At 68.0% G+C, this 15768-nt stretch carries 13 protein-coding genes and 1 pseudogene; all 14 read right to left on the reverse strand.

Annotation, left to right across the window (positions count from 1 at the left end):
- Window position 1 precedes the first annotated feature (1 nt).
- Window positions 2-307: pseudogene (locus ACO2Q5_RS21125) on the reverse strand (ABC transporter permease subunit); the annotation flags it as partial.
- Window positions 308-407: 100 nt separating this feature from the next.
- On the reverse strand, window positions 408-1235 hold the full coding sequence (locus ACO2Q5_RS21130; RefSeq protein WP_423294752.1) for an IclR family transcriptional regulator: 828 nt from the start codon (window positions 1233-1235) through the stop codon (window positions 408-410).
- A complete protein-coding gene (locus ACO2Q5_RS21135; RefSeq protein ID WP_423294754.1) occupies window positions 1232-2146 on the reverse strand; it encodes an ABC transporter ATP-binding protein in 915 nt (304 codons plus the stop codon). Before ACO2Q5_RS21135 ends, ACO2Q5_RS21130 begins: the two co-directional genes overlap by 4 nt.
- Window positions 2146-3201, reverse strand: a complete 1056-nt coding sequence (locus ACO2Q5_RS21140; protein ID WP_423294756.1) for an ABC transporter substrate-binding protein — start codon at window positions 3199-3201, stop codon at window positions 2146-2148. The genes ACO2Q5_RS21135 and ACO2Q5_RS21140 overlap by 1 nt, the downstream gene beginning before the upstream one ends.
- A gap of 20 nt (window positions 3202-3221) precedes the next feature.
- On the reverse strand, window positions 3222-7112 hold the full coding sequence (locus tag ACO2Q5_RS21145; protein WP_423294758.1) for an ABC transporter ATP-binding protein: 3891 nt from the start codon (window positions 7110-7112) through the stop codon (window positions 3222-3224).
- On the reverse strand, window positions 7072-7986 hold the full coding sequence (locus tag ACO2Q5_RS21150; RefSeq protein WP_423294760.1) for an ABC transporter substrate-binding protein: 915 nt from the start codon (window positions 7984-7986) through the stop codon (window positions 7072-7074). The genes ACO2Q5_RS21145 and ACO2Q5_RS21150 overlap by 41 nt, the downstream gene beginning before the upstream one ends.
- A 389-nt stretch (window positions 7987-8375) precedes the next feature.
- Window positions 8376-9149 (reverse strand): ABC transporter ATP-binding protein, encoded by a 774-nt coding sequence (locus ACO2Q5_RS21155; RefSeq protein WP_423294762.1) that lies wholly within the window; start codon window positions 9147-9149, stop codon window positions 8376-8378.
- A complete protein-coding gene (locus ACO2Q5_RS21160; protein WP_423294764.1) occupies window positions 9134-9940 on the reverse strand; it encodes an ABC transporter permease in 807 nt (268 codons plus the stop codon). The genes ACO2Q5_RS21155 and ACO2Q5_RS21160 overlap by 16 nt, the downstream gene beginning before the upstream one ends.
- Window positions 9937-10788, reverse strand: a complete 852-nt coding sequence (locus ACO2Q5_RS21165; protein WP_423294766.1) for an ABC transporter permease — start codon at window positions 10786-10788, stop codon at window positions 9937-9939. The genes ACO2Q5_RS21160 and ACO2Q5_RS21165 overlap by 4 nt, the downstream gene beginning before the upstream one ends.
- Before the next feature lie 22 nt (window positions 10789-10810).
- Window positions 10811-11878: an ABC transporter substrate-binding protein gene (locus tag ACO2Q5_RS21170; RefSeq protein ID WP_423294768.1), complete on the reverse strand. Its 1068-nt coding sequence runs from the start codon at window positions 11876-11878 to the stop codon at window positions 10811-10813.
- Between the two features lie 89 nt (window positions 11879-11967).
- Window positions 11968-12288, reverse strand: a complete 321-nt coding sequence (locus tag ACO2Q5_RS21175) for a 4Fe-4S binding protein (protein WP_423294770.1) — start codon at window positions 12286-12288, stop codon at window positions 11968-11970.
- Window positions 12285-13892, reverse strand: a complete 1608-nt coding sequence (locus tag ACO2Q5_RS21180) for an FAD-binding protein (RefSeq protein ID WP_423294772.1) — start codon at window positions 13890-13892, stop codon at window positions 12285-12287. Before ACO2Q5_RS21180 ends, ACO2Q5_RS21175 begins: the two co-directional genes overlap by 4 nt.
- Before the next feature lie 199 nt (window positions 13893-14091).
- Window positions 14092-15405 (reverse strand): type II toxin-antitoxin system HipA family toxin, encoded by a 1314-nt coding sequence (locus ACO2Q5_RS21185; RefSeq protein ID WP_423294774.1) that lies wholly within the window; start codon window positions 15403-15405, stop codon window positions 14092-14094.
- Window positions 15405-15656 (reverse strand): helix-turn-helix domain-containing protein, encoded by a 252-nt coding sequence (locus ACO2Q5_RS21190; RefSeq protein WP_423294776.1) that lies wholly within the window; start codon window positions 15654-15656, stop codon window positions 15405-15407. The genes ACO2Q5_RS21185 and ACO2Q5_RS21190 overlap by 1 nt, the downstream gene beginning before the upstream one ends.
- Window positions 15657-15768 lie beyond the last annotated feature (112 nt).

Here is a 15768-nt window from a genome sequence, read left to right on the forward strand (position 1 = left end):
GAGCGAGCGGAATTAGCAGGCCGATGCCGTAGCCGATCATCCCGATCAGGATGATCCCATGATGACGATATCGGTCAGCTGGAATTTCGACGCGACAAGGATCATCATCCCGGCGCCCTTTTCCGCCGCCCCCAGTTCGGCCGCGACGACGGTGCCCCGGCAGACCCCATGGCCACCCGCGCGCCGGTAAAGATGGCGGGCAGGCTGTTGGGGATGAGCACATGCCACAGGACCTGTGCTTTGGACGCGCCAAGCGAATAGGCGGCATGGCCTTGGACAGCCGCACCTCGGACAGGCCAGAGGCAGCCCGGTCCCACTCCAAAGGCGTGCCGCGAACAGCCGCGGCATTTCGCGGCCGGCACCGTGCAGAGATGGAAGCTGGGTTTCCCGCAATGCGCCGGCGGCGGCTAGAAGGGCAGCAGGTCCAGCCGGCCGGCCAGCTGTTGCGCGGCCTCTTTCAGCGCGGCGGCGATGGCACCCTCTTGCCGCGGGTCGAAGGCGGCAACGGCGAATTGCACGCCCAGAGCCAGGCGGGTCCCGGTTGCCGATCCGCTGTCGGGCAGCGGCACGGCGATATCCAGCACGCCAATCCGGGTTTCGTTGCGGCTGAGCGCGTAACCGCAGGTGCGGGCCGTCTCGATCGCCTCGGCCAGCGCCTCGGGTTCGGTCAGGGAATGCGGCGTCATCGGCTGCAACGGGCCAAGGGCCCGGGCCATCTGAAGCGCGGGGCGGGGCTGCGCGGACAGGATCGCCTTGCCCAATGCGGTGCATTGCAGGTTCAGCCGCTCTCCGGGGCGATAGCCGCTGCGGGCGCGGTCCTCTGTTCCGGCGGCGAACAGGATTGCCACGCAGGTTCCGGCCCGGAACCCAAGACCGGCCCGGCCGCCGGTGGCGGTGGCCAGCTCCTGAAGGATGCCCATCTCGCGCGCATAGCCCTCCTGCGACATCAGCGTGCAGGACATTGCCATCAGCATCGGGCCGGGCACGTAGCGGTCTTCATTCGGCAGACGGATCAGGACCCCGGTATGCGTCAGGGTGCGCAGCATCCGGTAGGCGGTCGAGACATTCATGCCCGTGCGCCGGGCCAGTTCGGACAGGGTGGCCCCGGGACTGTCGCCCACGAAGCAGCCGATCAGCGCCACCGCCTTGAGCACGGAAAGGTTCTGCTGCGCGGAATCCGGGGCAAGCGGCTCGGCGTCATCGGCATAGGGATTTGCCCACAGGGGTGCTTTCACATCGCTGCCTTTTGTGCCGCACTGTCCAGCCCAAGCTCTTGCAGCAATTGGCCCCGAAGGGCAATTGCCCTGGCATCGCCGCGGTCGCGCGTCTCGGGCGGAAGGCCCGGCCGGTCCAGCGTGATCCGCCCCTCGCCCAGAACGATGATCCGGTCCGCCAGCAGGATCGCCTCGTCCACGTCATGCGTCACGAAAAGCACCGCCGGCCGGTAGCGGCTGCACAATTCGCGCAGCAGGGCATGCATCCGGATCCGGGTCAGCGCATCCAGCGCGCCGAAGGGTTCGTCCAGCAGGATCAATTCGGGGGCCCGCACCAGCGCACGGGCCAGAGCCACGCGCTGCGCCTCTCCTCCGGAAAGGGTCAGCGGCCAGGCCCCGGCGCGGTCGGCCAGCCCGACCTCTTTCAACACGCGCAGGGCGGTTTCGCCGGCGTTGCGCAGGCCAAGCCCCAGCGTGACGTTTTCCAGAACCCGTTTCCACGGGATCAGCCGGGCATCCTGAAACACCACCGCCCGCCGGGCCGCGACCCGGATCGTGCCGGAGGCTTCGCCGTCCAGCCCGGCCAGAACCCGGAGACAGGTGCTTTTGCCCGATCCGCTGCGTCCCAGCAGCGCGACGAATTCGCCGGGCGCGATATCAAGGTCGATGCCGGACAGCACGTCGCGCCCGTCAAAGCGGCGGTGCAGGTTGCGCACATGGACGGCCAGGGCAGGGGCATGCCCGCCGCCGGAGGCGGTGCCGGGAAAAACGCTCGCGAACTGGCGCAGCGGTGCGCCTTCGGGGCGCGACAGATCCTCGACCCGCCCCGAGAAGGCCCCGCCCGCCGCCGCGGGCGGGGGGACGGGACGAAGCCTTTCGGCCTCGCGATCCGTCCGGTGTCCGGCGGGTTTCAGGGCAAGATCGGCACGCATCAGTTCGTGGCCTTGGGCGGCACCGTCGGGCCGGGATTTGCCAGAACCACCGCATTGAAACGGTCATCGAAGCCAAGGGCGGCGTCGATTTTGGTCTTGGCCACGCCTGCGTCGTGGAAGACATCGGCCTGACGCTGGTTGGCCGCGATCACCTCGGCATCAATGGGGACATAGGCGGTGATGTTCTCAGCCGCGTTCAGTCTGGCATCCTCGGGCTTCTGGCGGCCGGTTTCCTCGAAGATCCGGGCGACTTCATCCAGGTTCTGCGATTCCCACAGCAGCGATTTCTGCAGCCGGACCAGCACATCGGCAGTGGCCGCGGCGCGGGCCGGGTCTTCCAGCGTCTCCGGCCGCGCGACGAACCAGGCATAGCTGTCGAACAACCCCTCAGAGGTTGCAATCACCTTGCCGTCGCCGCTGGTGACCAGCGGGCGCGAATTGCTGATGGCCGTCACCAGCGCATCGACGGATTTGCCGACAAAGGCCGCCCGCGCCTCGGACAGGGGCATCAGCACAAGGTTGAACTTTTCCAGCGGGATGCCGGCCGCCTCGGCCGCCAGTGCAAAGAAGTAGTGGTTGGCGGTGCCCTTGGCAAAGCTGACCGATTTGCCGACCAGATCGTCAATCGTTTCGATCCCGGCATCGGGGTGCACGATCAGCGCAATGCCGGCGCGGTTCAGCTGCTTGGCGGCGCCGATGATGACGAAGGGGCGGTCGGTGGCCGTCCAGGGCGTATTGGCATTGGCCTGATTCAGCACCGGCGCGGAAAAGTTCAGGCCGACATCAAGGTCGATCGCCCCGGCATTCAGCGCCTCGACCGCGGCATTGGCCCCGTCGAAATTCGCCCATTCCAGCGTATAGGGCGTGTCTGCGAAGGCGCCCGAAGCCTCAAGCAGGGCCACGGTCGCGCTGGAGCCGCTGGACTGGATGCCGATGGTCAGCGTGACCTTGCTCAGGTCGATCTCTTCCGCGCGGGCGGGTCCGCCCAAGGCGATCATTGCGGCCATTCCGGCTGCAAGCGCGGCTTGGGCGAGAGGGGGGAGCCTGGTCTTCATGGGTCTGGTCCTTTCAGGGTTCACGCAGTGACGGGACGTGCCGTATGCGGGGCGTCTTGTGCGGCCGCGAACGGCGTATCGCGGGGGGAAGGGGCGCTGCCGCCGCTGGCGGCATGCAGGGCGGCGAAGGGGCCGTTCTGGCGCAGCAGATCTTCGGGGCTGCCGTCTTCAGCCAGCTGACCGGCCTCCATCAGCAGGATGCGGTCCGCCTGCAGCACGGTTTGCAGCCGGTGTGCGATGAGGATGACGGTGCGCTTGCCACGCTCGGCGGCCAAAACCCGGCGCACCAGCGCCTCGGCCCGCAGGTCGATCTGGGCGGTGGCCTCGTCCAGGATCAGGACCCGCGGCTCTGGCAGCAGCGCCCGGGCGAGGCAGAGAAGCTGCCGCTGGCCCGCGGAGAGCGACCGCCCTTGTTCGGCCAGAACGGTCCGGTATCCCTGCGGCAGCCGGCGGATGAATGCATGCGCGCCCACCCGCCGGGCCACGGCCTCGATTTCGGCCGGGGTGGCCCCGGGTCTGCCATAGGCGATATTGGCCGCAACCGTCGTGGCAAACAGCATGGGTTCCTGGGGGACATAGGCCAGATGGCTGCGCAGGCTGTCCGGATCGAACCGGGTCAGCGCCACACCGTCCAGCAGAACCTGACCCCGGTCCGGATCGGCAAAGCGGGCCAGCAGCCGGGCGAGCGTGGATTTCCCCGCCCCCGTCTTGCCGACAACCGCCAGCATCTGCCCCGCGGGGATTTCCAGCGTCAGATCCTTCACCGCCGGAGCCGGGGCGCCGGGGTAGCTGTAGCCCACGCCGACAAGCCGGAACGCACCGGAAATCTCCGGCGGCCGCTCGGGCCGGATGGGGGCCGGGGTCTGCGACCGCTCGTCCAGGAACTCGCGCAGGCGGCGCAGCGAGGCCCCGGCCTGCAGCCATTGGTCGAAAGCCTGCGACACCTGCTGAACCGGGGCGAAGAACTGGTCAGCATAGAGGAGGAAAGCGGCAAGGACGCCGATCGCCAGCTCTCCGCGGGTCACCAGCGCCGCCCCTGCCAGAAGAACGGCGGCCTTGGCCACGACAGCCAGAAATTGCAGGAAGGGAAAGTAAAGCGCGGCAATCCGCGAGGCCCGCTCACGCGATGCGCGGTAGCTGTCCGAATCGTGCCGGAACCGCGTCGCCGCACCCTGTTCTCCCGCCAGCGCGCGGGTGACGCGGCCGCCGGAAACCCCTTCCTGAATTCCGGCATAGACCGAGGCGATTTTCTGGCGCGAGGTTTCATAGGCCCGGGCCGAGGCCCGGCGATACCATTCGGTGGCCACGGCCAGCACCGGCAGGACGATGGCCATGGCCAGCGCCAGCCGCGGCTCCAGCAGGGCCAGCACCGCAAGGATACCGCCGCAGGTGGTCAGGCTGACAAGCGAGGTCAGAAGCCCCTGCTGGAGGAAGGTGGACAGCGCCTCGATGTCGCTGGTGGCGCGGGCCATGATGCGGCCGGAGTCCTCGCGTTCGAACCTGTCGACGGACAGCCGCTGCAATTGCGCAAAGACCCGGATCCGCAGCGCAAAGAGAATGCGCTCGGCCGTGCGTGCGGTCTGAAGTATCAGGGCCCGGCCGATGATCCAGGCCAGCACCAGCGCCACGGCGAACCCGGCCGAGGCCAGCCAGAGCAGATCCTCCCGCCCCGAGACGATGCCGTCCAGCCCCCAGCCCACCAGAACGGGCCCTGTCAGCCCGGCCAGCGTATCGGCCATGATCAGCCCGACCCCGGCCAGCAGGCCGCGGCGGTAGGGTTTCAGAAAGGCGGGCAGGCGGAATGGGCCGGTGTCCGTCGCCTCGAACGCCTCATCAATGGCGGGCCGGGCCTCTGCGGGGGGCAGCGCGGCCACCCGGCTCTGGATGCTGGCCGCGCCGGTGGTGGCCAGCATCGCCGCGGTCGGGGCCGTCTGCCGGGCATGGCCGCCGGCCTGAACGGTTTCGACAAAGCGCAGGGGTGCAGCGTCCTCGGGCATTCCGGCGGCTTCTTCGGGCCAGGCAGCGGCTTCGGGTCCGTCCCCGGCCTCCTGCGGCGCTTCGGCCAGATCCCCGGGGGCGAGCTCCGTTTCCAGGAGCTGGCGATAGGCCGGGGACCGGGCCACCAGCTCCTCATGTGTGCCCGCATCGGCGATCCGCCCGCGATCCAGCAGGACGATGCGATGGGCAAGCGCAAGCGTCGAGCGGCGGCGCGCCACGATCAGCGTCGTCCGTCCGTGCAGCGCATCCCGCATCGCCTCCAGCACCTGTGCTTCGGTGCGGGCGTCAATGGCCGATGTCGCATCGTCCAGCACCAGAACGCCCGGCTCGGTCACCAGCGCCCGCGCGAGTGTGAGCCGCTGGCGCTGGCCGCCCGAAAGCGTGGCCCCCAGTTCGGCGACCGGCGTGTTATAGCCCTGCGGCAAGGCGCGGATGAATTCATCGGCGCCCGCGATGCGACTGGCCGCCTCGATCCGGGCGCGGGTTGCACCGCTTTGGCCGCGGGCGATGTTCTCGGCCACGGTGCCCGAGAACAGGAAGGGCTCTTCGAAGACGATGCCGACCGCACGGCGGAGCGAGGCGAGCGTGACGCCGGAAATGTCCTGCCCGTCGATCAGGATCTGTCCGGAGGCGGGGTCGTGAAGCCGGACCAGCATCTGGGCCAGCGTCGACTTTCCCGAGCCCGAGGCGCCGACCACCGCGAGTGTTTCGCCCGCCGCAAGATCAAGCGTCAGCCCGTCCAGCAGCGGGGCCGCGGCGGAATAGCCGAAGGTCACATTGCGGAAGGCGACGGCGCCGCCGGACAGGCGCAGCGGGCGCGCGCCGGGCTTTTCGGTGATCGCGGGGGTATGATCCAGCAGTTCCAGCACCCGCTCGGCCCCGGCGCGGGCCTGTTGCGCGGTGGTCAGGGCCCCGGCAAGGGTGCGGACCGGGGCAACCAGCTGCACGAGATAGGAGAAGAAGGCCAGAAAAGTGCCGACCGTGACCTGCCCCCGCAGCACCAGCCAGCCGCCGAAGGCCAGCACGGCCAGCTGCCCCAGGGCGGGAATGACCTGCAGCATCGGCGCAAAGCGGGCGGTGATCCGCGAGGTCCGCACACGCGAGGCGAAAAGCCCGCGGGCGGTGCCGGTCAGGCGGGCCAGTTCGCGCCGCTCCTGTCCGAAGGCGCGCACGACGCGGGCGCCCCAGATCGTCTCTCCGATCTCGCCGGCCAGCCGGGCCTGCGCGCGCTGGTCGCTCCAGACGGCGGGAAAGACCTCATGCCGCAGCCGCCGGGCCACCAGCCACATCAGCGGCAGGCTGACGAGCATGATCAGGCTGAGCGCGGGCGACAGGTAGGCCATGACGCCAAGCGCGGCGGCCACCATGATCAGGCTGCCCAAAAGCACATGCATCTGGCTGAAAAGTGTCTGGACAAGGGTGATGTCCGCGGTCGACCGGGAGATGACCTCTCCGGTCGAGAAACCGCCCGCATCGCCGGTCCCGATCTCCAGCCGCTGGACGTGGCGATAGACCGCGTCCCGCAGATCGTGCTGGAGGGCAAAGCCGAAGGCATTGCCATTGGCCCGCCGGATGACGGTGGCCAGGGCATTCAGCGCGGCCGCCGCCAGAAGCAGCACCAGCCAGGGCAGCAAAGGATGGCGGTTCGCGATGATCGCATCGTCGATGATGATCTTTTGCAGCAGCGGCACCGCCGCCGCCGCCAGCTGACCCACCAGTGTCGCGGCCAGTGTCAGCACGGCCTTGCGCCTGTGTGCCAGAAAGAAGGGCATCAGCCGCTGCAGCCAGCTGCCCTGCCAGTGCCGGCCCGGCCCGCGCAGACCTGCCCCCGGAGGGGCAGGTTCGGGCCGGTCCGAAGACGCGCGGACCGTCTCAGGCACTTTCCAGAACCCGGTTGTCCACCAGATTTTCATAGCTGTCCTGCTTCAGCAGGTTCCAGCTGCGCATCCAGTTGTAGGAGCGTTCGAAGTCGCGCTGCGAATAGACCGAAGGATTGGCATAGCGCAGGCGGGTGCGGGCGAAATCGCCGGGCTCCAGCGCCACGATGGACGGATCGACATCGGCGATCAGATATTTGACGAAAGGATAGGGATCGTTCTGCAGGTCCTTCACCGCGCGGCGGACGGCGCGGTTGATCGCCTCGAAGGTTTCGGCATCCAGCGAGGGGCTGGCGATCTCAAGGCCGACATAATGCGCCTCGGCGATCACGCGGTATCCCAGCTTTTCGGCCACGGTGATCCAGGGTTCCATCACCGTCACGGCTTCGACCCTGCCTTCCTGCAGCGCAAGAAAGCGGTTGCCGCCCTCGATATGGACGACCTTGATCTCTTCCCGCGGCAGGAATCCTTCCAGCAGCTGAAGCGTCACGTAATGCGAGCCGTGGTGGAAGCTGACGCCGATCTGCACATCGGCCAGATCCTGCGGGATCAGATAGGGCGAATCCGGACGGACGATGATGGCCTGGCTCGCGCGCGAGGCACGTTTCGCCACCAGCTTTCCGCCGACGGCGCTGTCCTGCGTGCGGCGGACCTGGCCCCATTCGCAGGCGCGGTACAGTGCGGTATCGCCCTGTTCAAAGGGCGAGGGGCCGCCGAAAGAGCTGACGGCCTCGTGATCCTCGATCAGCTGCACACCTTCGGTGGCCCCGATCTGCGGCTTGTAGGATGCGCGTTTGACCAGCTCGACATCCAGCCCTTCCTCTTCGAAATAGCCCAGTTCCTTGGCGACATAGAAGGGCAGCGAGAAGATCGTTCCGCTGACTTCATTGCGGATTTTCCGGAGCGCCATTGCCATACCTCACTTGCAGGTTGCGATTAAGTTTTCGGACAGTGAAAATGATTACTCATGAGGTCGTGTTTATAAAGGGAGCGGTTTTCTAAACTTCGGGGCTATTTCAACCTGTGAAAACCGCCGCGCCCGCCCGGACGATAAGCAAATGCCCCGCACCCCGCTTCCGGTCTGAATCCTGCGCCGAATCAGTCCTTTGACTGCCGCTTCAGCAGGGTCGGGGCGTCTTCTGACCTCCGCCGGGTGCAGAAATGCCTTGGCCGGCCACAGAGATCTGATCTCCGGACCGGCCGCATCTGGTTTCTGTTCAGTGGCCAGGGGAACCCGTGTCATCCTGCCCGCTGACGGCCCTGCGCCGTCAGCGGGCAGGATGAAAGATCCGTCCGCCGTCAGGCATAGGCATGAAGCCGCGCGGCGATGCGCTGGCGCAGGGTGACGAAGGCCATCGCCTCGCGCCGGCGCGGGCGGGGCAGGTCCACGGCCACCTCTTCGGCGATCCGGCCGGGCCGCGGGTCCATCACGATGACCCGGCTGGCCAGCACCAATGCCTCTTCGACATCATGGGTGATCAGCAGAACCGTGGTGCGCTCGGTCTCCCAGATCCGCAAAAGTTCGTCCTGAAGCCGGGTCCGGGTCAGGCTGTCCAGCGCGCCCAGCGGTTCATCCAGCAGCAGGACCGGCGGTCGCGGCGCCAGCGCGCGCGCAATCGCCGCCCGCTGCGACATGCCCCCTGAAAGCTGATGCGGCAGTGCCTGTTCAAAGCCGGACAGCCCGACCAGCGCGATCAGTTCGGCCACGCGGGCCGCCTTTGCCGCATCGGGACCGGGGCCGCGGCGCAGCGCCAGCGCGATGTTCTTTTCCACCGTCAGCCACGGCAGCAGCCGGTGGTCCTGAAACACGATGCCGCGGGTCAGCCCCGGGCCGGTGACCGGCACGCCGTCCAGTGCGATACTGCCATGGTCCGGCACCTCCAGCCCGGCGATCAGCCGCAGAAGCGTGGACTTGCCGCAGCCCGAGGGGCCGACGATGGCCACGAATTCACCCGTCGCGACCGAAAGCGACACATCGGCCAGCGCGGGCACCTCCCGTCCCCCGACATGGAAGGTCCGGCTGATGCCGCGCAGCGCCAGCGCGCCGCGCGCGGGGGTCAGGGTCTCTGCCATGGGGCAACCTTTCGGGAAAGATGAACGATCAGCCGGTCCAGCGACACGCCGATCAGACCAAGGACCAGCACACCCAGAAGCACCCGGTCCATCCGCAGATATTCGCGCGCGGCCGAGAGATAGGCGCCGATCCCGTCGCCTGCACCGTTGATGTAGCCGGTGCCGATCAGATATTCGGCCCCGAAGGTCCCCAGCCATGCCACATTCAGCGACAGCTCCACCCCCGCCAGAATGCCGGGCAGGGCGGCGGGCAGCACGATGGTCCGCAGCTGCTCGGCCCGGGTCAGGTCCAGGACAAGGCCCACCTCGCGCCAGCCCTGCGGAATGGTCTGGCAGGCCGCCTGTGCGGCCAGCGCCATCGGAAAGAACGCGCCAAGGGCGATCAGTGTGATCTTCATGGATTCGCCATTGCCCAGCCAGGCCGACAGCAGCGGGATCCATGCAAACAGCGCGATCTGGCGCAGGCCCACGACCGTGGGGTCGAAGACCGCGCGCAACAGGCCCAAGGTGCCGAGGGCCACGCCGAAGATCAGCCCCGCAGTTGCCCCGATCGCCCATCCGCCAAGCGCCCGCGCCAGCGAGGCCAGCGCCGCCCCGGGCAGGGCACCGCTGGCGGTATCCTCGGCCAGGGTGACGATAACATCGGCCGGAGAGGCGAAAAGCCGGTCATTGGTCCAGCCCAGACCATCCAGCCCGGCCCAGAGCGCGACCAGCAGCGCGGGAAAGATCAGCGCTTTCAGGAAAAGGTTGCCCTCTGCGCCGGTGGCGGCGGGGACGGGGCGCCCGGTCATGCCTGCCCCCTGCCCTGAAAGGACCAGCCGGTCAGCCGGCGCTGTCCGCTGAGCACGGCCCAGTCAAGGAACCAGCCCACAAGCCCGATCACCAGAATGGTGGCAAAGACCACATCCAGCTGAAACGCCTTGCGGCCCCACATCATCAGATAGCCCAGCCCCGCCGCCGAAGAGATCATCTCGACCAGGATCAGCGCCTTCCACCCCTTGGACAGCGCCAGCCGCCAGCCGGTCAGCACCCCGGGCAGGATGGCCGGAACGGTGACAAGGCGCAGGCGGTCCAACGGGCGCAGGTCCATGACTGCGGCCACCTCGTCCCAGGCTTTCGGGCGGTTGCGGATCCCTTCATAAGAGGAAACCATCAGCGGCAGGAAGCAGGTCTTGGCGATCAGCACGATCTTCAGCACCTCTCCGATCCCGAAGATCAGCATGAAGAACGGCAGCCAGCCCAAGGACGGCACAAGGCAGAAGGCCCGGATGGTGGGGGCGATGTAGATATCGGCCCAGCGGGACAGGCCGAAGGCCAGCCCGGCCAGAAGCCCAAGCCCGCCCCCCAGCAAAAGCCCGCCCGCCACCCGTTGCAGGCTGGCCCACAGCTCGCGCTGCAATTCGCCCGAGGTGATCAGCCATGCCGTGGTTTCCCAGACCAGCGCGGGCGCGGGCAGGATCTGCGGCGGCAGCCATTCCTGCGCCGCGGCATGCGACCACAAAAGCAGCACGGCCATGGGCAGCGCCAAGGCCAGCGCCGCCGCCCGCAGCGCCGGACGCAGGGCTGCGGCAAAGACCGGGCCGGACCAGCGCCCGAAGGTCCCGCTCAGCGCGATGTCTTTGAAGCCGATGTCGGCCATGCCGCTCTCCTTCCTGACGGGATCAGACTTCGGCCGCGCCGTCGGTGCCGCGGGGCACCCAGACGTTCTGGTAGCCCTTGGCCGCCAGCGTCTTCTGCAGCAGGCTGTCGTCCACCCATGCGGTCAGGTCGAATTCCTTGCGCACCAGCCGGGTTTCCAGCGTGAATTTCAGCCCTTCCTCCAGATTGGCGCGGTAGAACCCGTCCAAGAGCGGCGTATGCCGGTCGGCCAGAGTGTCGCCTTCATAATCCGCGACATAGCTGTCGCGCGGGGTGCCGGTCTGGGCGAAGATGTCGAACACCTTGTCGCGGTTTTCCTCCAGGCTGCCCCAATGCGCCGCCTCGACAAAGGCGGCCAGCACCCGCTCCACGATCTCGGGCTGCTCGGCGGCAAAGCCTTCGTGCACGGTGAAAGAGCCGAAGGTCGACCCGGGCGCGGGGGTGCCCTTGGTGGTGAAGATCACCTTGGTCAGCCCCTCTTTCACGGTCTGCAGCGTGGAATTGCCCTGCCCCACCAGCACATCCACATCGCCAGTCTGGATCGCGGCGATCTGGTCGGCGCCCTGAATGTCATAGATCTCCACATCGGCATTGGTCAGGCCGATCTGTTGCAGGATGCGGTAGAGCGACAGTTCAAAGATCGTGCCGCGCTGGAAGGCCACCTTCTTGCCCTTGATATCGGCCAGTGTCTCGATCCCGGCCTCGGGCCGTGCCACCAGATAGGTGGGCGAGATGCCGGAACCCGCCAGCACCTTGGTCGGCACGCCCGCGCCCTTGCCCACAAGATTGGGCAGGCCGCCGTAGCTGGCGAAATCCAGCTGTCGGTTGGCCAAGGCCTCGTTGATGGCGGGGCCGGTGCCGCGCGGGAACTGCCATTCGATGGTGATCTTGTCGGCCTCGAACTCCTTTTCCAGAAGCTCCAGCCCGCGGAGCAGGCCGATGGTGCCGTTGCCATAGGGGCGGCCCGCGGCATTGCCCGGCCCGGCCAGACGGATCACCGAAGGTGCACCGGCTGCAAAGGACAGGGCGGGGGCGGCCAGTGTGCCGGCGGCAGCGGCCCCGGCAAGGAAGGATCGGCGGGAGATGGTCATGGGAACCTCATGCAGAGAGAGACGGGTCCGCAGGACCCGGTGTCGGGGAGAAGGCCGCGCCCTACGGGCGCGGCGGTGAGAGGGATGGATCAGCCGCGCAGCCGGGCCATGGTTTCGGGCGGGGGCGGGGTGCGCCCGCCCGCGGCCCAGCCGACCGCACGGCGGTAGCTGCCGAACAGGCCCCGCGCCTCCAGCTCGGCTTCGGTGATGCCGGTCACGGCATCCGCGTCATGGGCCACGTAAAGCGCATCCTCGGGACACCAGACCTCGCACATATAGCAGGTCTGGCAATCCTCCTGCCGGGCGATCTGCGGGATGCCGCCCTTCACCGCCTCGAACACATTGGTCGGGCATGCGGTGACGCAGATGTTGCAGCCGGTGCAACGGCTGGCGCTGATGACCTCGATCATGCGGCCAGAACCTCGACGGCGGGTCCGGCGGCCGGGGCGGTCGCGGTCCAGACCTCGTCCAGCCCGCCGGTCAGGATATGGTGGCGCTGCGCCTCGTCCTTGGCCGGATGATCCTCGCGCTTGTGCATGCCGCGGCTTTCGGTCCGTGCCAAAGCCGAACGGTACATCCAGCGCGCGGTGGCCAGCATGGCCAGCCCCTCACGCGTGCGCTGCGCCTCGGCCCGGTCGGCCATGTCGGCGCCCTGCACCCCCTGCCAGATCCGGTCCAGCCGTTGCAGCGAAGCCTCCAGCCGGTCGCCATGGCGCTGATAGGTGTTCTGATAGGGCAGAACTTCGGCGCGGACGGCGGCGGTCAGGGCGGCGGCGTCGATGCGGTCCCGCTTGCCTTCGGTCACGCCCAATCCGCCCGCCAGCGACAGCACCCGGCTGCGGCCCCGGTTCGCCCGGGCATGGCCCGCCGCCCCGGCCCCGGCCCAGAAACCCGAGGACATGGCCCAGGCCGCATTGTGGCTGCCGCCGCCGGTGAAGGCGCCGCAGATCAGCTCCCGCGTCGCCGCATCGCCCGCGGCATAAAGCCCGGGAACCGAGGTGGCGCAGCTTTCGTCGCGCAGCCGCAGCCCGCCGGTGCCGCGCACCGTCGCCTCCAGCCGCAGCGTGACCGGGAAACGGTCGGTGAACGGGTCGATCCCGCTGCGGTCCAGCGCCACGAAGAAATTCGGCTGCGCATGGCGCATGGCGCGCTGTTCCTCGGCATCGGCATTCAGCCGGGCATAGACGGACTTGCCCGCGCCCAGCGTGCGGGCGATCACCGACCGGCCGCCCTTGGAGGCCGCCCCCGGAATGGGCGCACCATCGGCATAGGTGAATTCCGCCCAGTCATAGAACCGGGTCTTGGTGACAGATCCATGCTCCAGCGCCATGGCATAGGCCGAGGAAAACTCCATCCCCGAGAAATCCGCCCCCAGTTCGGCGGCCATCAGATAGCCGTCGCCGGTCAGGACGTTGCAGCCAAGCGCCCTGGACAGGAAGGCGCAGCCGCCGGTCGCAATGATCACCGCACCCGCCCGCACCGTCCACAGATCGCCGCGCTGGCGGCGCAGGCCGGTGGCGCCGGCCACCGCACCCGACCCGTCACGCAACAGCTGCAGCGCGGGGCTGTGGTCAAGGATCCGCACCCCTGCCGCCTTCACCCGCTTGCGCATCAGCCGCATGTAATCCGGCCCGTCCAGCGAGGTGCGGATCTCGCCGCCCTGACCGTCACTCAGGAACGGGTGGCCCCATTCGGACAGCAGGTTCACGTTTTCATAGGTGCGGTCCAGCACCCGGCGCATCCAGGCCGGATCGGCCAGACGCCCGCCCAGATCCCAGCGGCCATTCATCGCCTTGGTCCGCGCCGCCGGGTCGGGCTTCACATACCAGACGCCGGTGCCCGAAGGGGCCGTCGCGCCCGAGGTGCCGCAGAACCCCTTGTCCGCCAGCACCACCCGCGCCCCCTGCGCCGCGGCCGAGATCGCGGCCCATGTGCCCGCCGGGCCGCCGCCGATCACCAGCACGTCGGCCTCGTATTCGACGGCGGGAAGCAAGGAAGGGAAAAGCTGCGTCATGCCTGTTCTCCGGTTTGGTTGCCCCGAAGGTGGCGCCAAATCCCGACAAACCAAATAGATAATTAAGGTCGATATTCCGGTCCGGGCAGATTCGCTCTGCTCTGTCCGGGCAAGGTGGCAAGGCGGATGTTTTGCGGGGGAAGAAATGCCCTGCGACTCCGGCCCGCGGGGGGAATTCCTGCCCCGCGGGCCGGATGCGTTATATGCCCCCGGCGTGAAGCCGCGGCAGGCGCTGGTCAAAGCCGCGCCGGATGGCGGCGGACAAGTCTGCGGGAAACCCCGGCGGCATCGCCGCCAGGGCCGTCTCAAAGGCGGGCGCGGCCATATCGGCGATCTCGTCGAACACCTGCGCGATCTGCCGGCGCGAGAAGCCCGCCTCCAGCGCCGTTTCGGTGAAATGCCGGCCCTGAAGCTCGGAAACGCGGTAGTGCCGCCCCCGGCCCGCGCGCATGGCAAGCTTCATGTCCTTGTCCTGAAGCTGCCCGGCCTCCAGCTGCGGCTGAAGCGACAGCACGTCATACAGCGGCGTCAGCGTGAACCGGCCGCCCGGCATCAGCGCGATGCTGAAGTTCTTGGCATGGCCGTCGGTCGCACCGATCAGCCAGAACAAGACATTGGCCTTCAGAAACCCCGCGCGGTCGCGCAACGGCGCATCGCTGCCCTGCAGCAGCGCGCAGATCTCGGCGATGCCGGGGCCGCCCTCGTTCTGGTATTTGCGCGTGGGCGGCACGGCCAGTGCCTGACAGCAATCTTCCTGCGGCAGGCGGATCAGGCGGCCGTCGCGCGTGTGCAGCCGGTCGAACCGCTCCACGACCAGCGCCTTGACCCCGGCGAATTCCGCAATCTTCGTCCGGGCCGCGGGCAGGCCGAAACCCGCCATCAGCCGCAGGCAGAAATGTTCGTTCTCGACGCTGTCGCTCAGGTCCATGCCATTGGGCAGCTGGCCGATGGCGGGCTTCAGGATATGCGTCGTCGGGGTCGATCCGGTCGGAAGCACCCATTGCCCGTCCTGAAACAGCAGCGCGGTCTTTTCCTGCGCGCCCGCGACCGAGATGCGGAAATCCCGATCCGCGCGCAGGCCAAGCGGCGTGCGGGGCAGATCCCGCAACATCGCGGCAATCTCCGGGCCGGACATCGGCTCTCCGGTCAAGCGGCCGTCCTCTTCCGGGGCCTCGCCCTCCGGCAGGAATTGCAGCGCGCCCACGCAGTCCCGCCCGATCCGGGCCAGCAGGCTGTAGGCATCCACCCCTTCGGCGCCGACCCGCTCCGCCACGCGACGGCGGATGTCGTCGCTGTCGGGCAGCAGGTTTTCAAAGACCGCGATGACCCGGGGGCCGGTGTAACGCTCTGCCCGCAGTGGCAGCGCGCGGGAAACCGGCAGGGTGTTCTCCCATGACAGCCATTCGGGCGCATAGGTGAAGGCAAAGGCCCCGTCCGCGTCGCGGAAATACTGCCCCACCCTGCGGCGGTTCATATAGACATCCAGCGGCCTGTAGGTCCGCCTGCGTCCCATCAGAAGATGTCCTCAAGCTGACCGGGCGTCATCTTGCTGCGCGGCACGATATGGATCTCCAGATCCAGGGCCGCCAGCAGGTCAAAGATCGTGTCCAGCCTGGCCCCGCCGGCCCCGGTCTCGATGGTCGAGACGGTGCGCTGCCAAAGACCGGCACGCGCCGCCAGCCCGTCCTGTGTCAGGCCCTGGGCCTTGCGGGCGTGGCGCAGGGCATTGCCCAGGTCCTGCGGGGTGCGGGCGATCTGATCCATCGGTTCATCCTTTCCCGGAAAAGGATGAACCAACGATCATAAATCGTCAATATGCGCTAAAGATCATAAAATCAATTTATGATCTATGGATCATAGGCCAACCCGATTGCCT

It is taken from the genome of Neotabrizicola sp. VNH66 (assembly GCF_049445895.1).
Taxonomy (GTDB): Bacteria; Pseudomonadota; Alphaproteobacteria; order Rhodobacterales; family Rhodobacteraceae; genus Pseudogemmobacter.

Coding starts and splice junctions, on each gene's coding strand:
- ACO2Q5_RS21165 (WP_423294766.1), bottom strand. CDS start 10,788: ATGGCCGACATCGGCTTCAAAGACATCGCGCTGAGCGGGACCTTCGGG.
- ACO2Q5_RS21185 (WP_423294774.1), bottom strand. CDS start 15,405: ATGGGACGCAGGCGGACCTACAGGCCGCTGGATGTCTATATGAACCGC.
- ACO2Q5_RS21160 (WP_423294764.1), bottom strand. CDS start 9,940: ATGACCGGGCGCCCCGTCCCCGCCGCCACCGGCGCAGAGGGCAACCTT.
- ACO2Q5_RS21150 (WP_423294760.1), bottom strand. CDS start 7,986: ATGGCGCTCCGGAAAATCCGCAATGAAGTCAGCGGAACGATCTTCTCG.
- ACO2Q5_RS21170 (WP_423294768.1), bottom strand. CDS start 11,878: ATGACCATCTCCCGCCGATCCTTCCTTGCCGGGGCCGCTGCCGCCGGC.
- ACO2Q5_RS21135 (WP_423294754.1), bottom strand. CDS start 2,146: ATGCGTGCCGATCTTGCCCTGAAACCCGCCGGACACCGGACGGATCGC.
- ACO2Q5_RS21175 (WP_423294770.1), bottom strand. CDS start 12,288: ATGATCGAGGTCATCAGCGCCAGCCGTTGCACCGGCTGCAACATCTGC.
- ACO2Q5_RS21145 (WP_423294758.1), bottom strand. CDS start 7,112: ATGAAAATCTGGTGGACAACCGGGTTCTGGAAAGTGCCTGAGACGGTC.
- ACO2Q5_RS21190 (WP_423294776.1), bottom strand. CDS start 15,656: ATGGATCAGATCGCCCGCACCCCGCAGGACCTGGGCAATGCCCTGCGC.
- ACO2Q5_RS21155 (WP_423294762.1), bottom strand. CDS start 9,149: ATGGCAGAGACCCTGACCCCCGCGCGCGGCGCGCTGGCGCTGCGCGGC.
- ACO2Q5_RS21180 (WP_423294772.1), bottom strand. CDS start 13,892: ATGACGCAGCTTTTCCCTTCCTTGCTTCCCGCCGTCGAATACGAGGCC.
- ACO2Q5_RS21140 (WP_423294756.1), bottom strand. CDS start 3,201: ATGAAGACCAGGCTCCCCCCTCTCGCCCAAGCCGCGCTTGCAGCCGGA.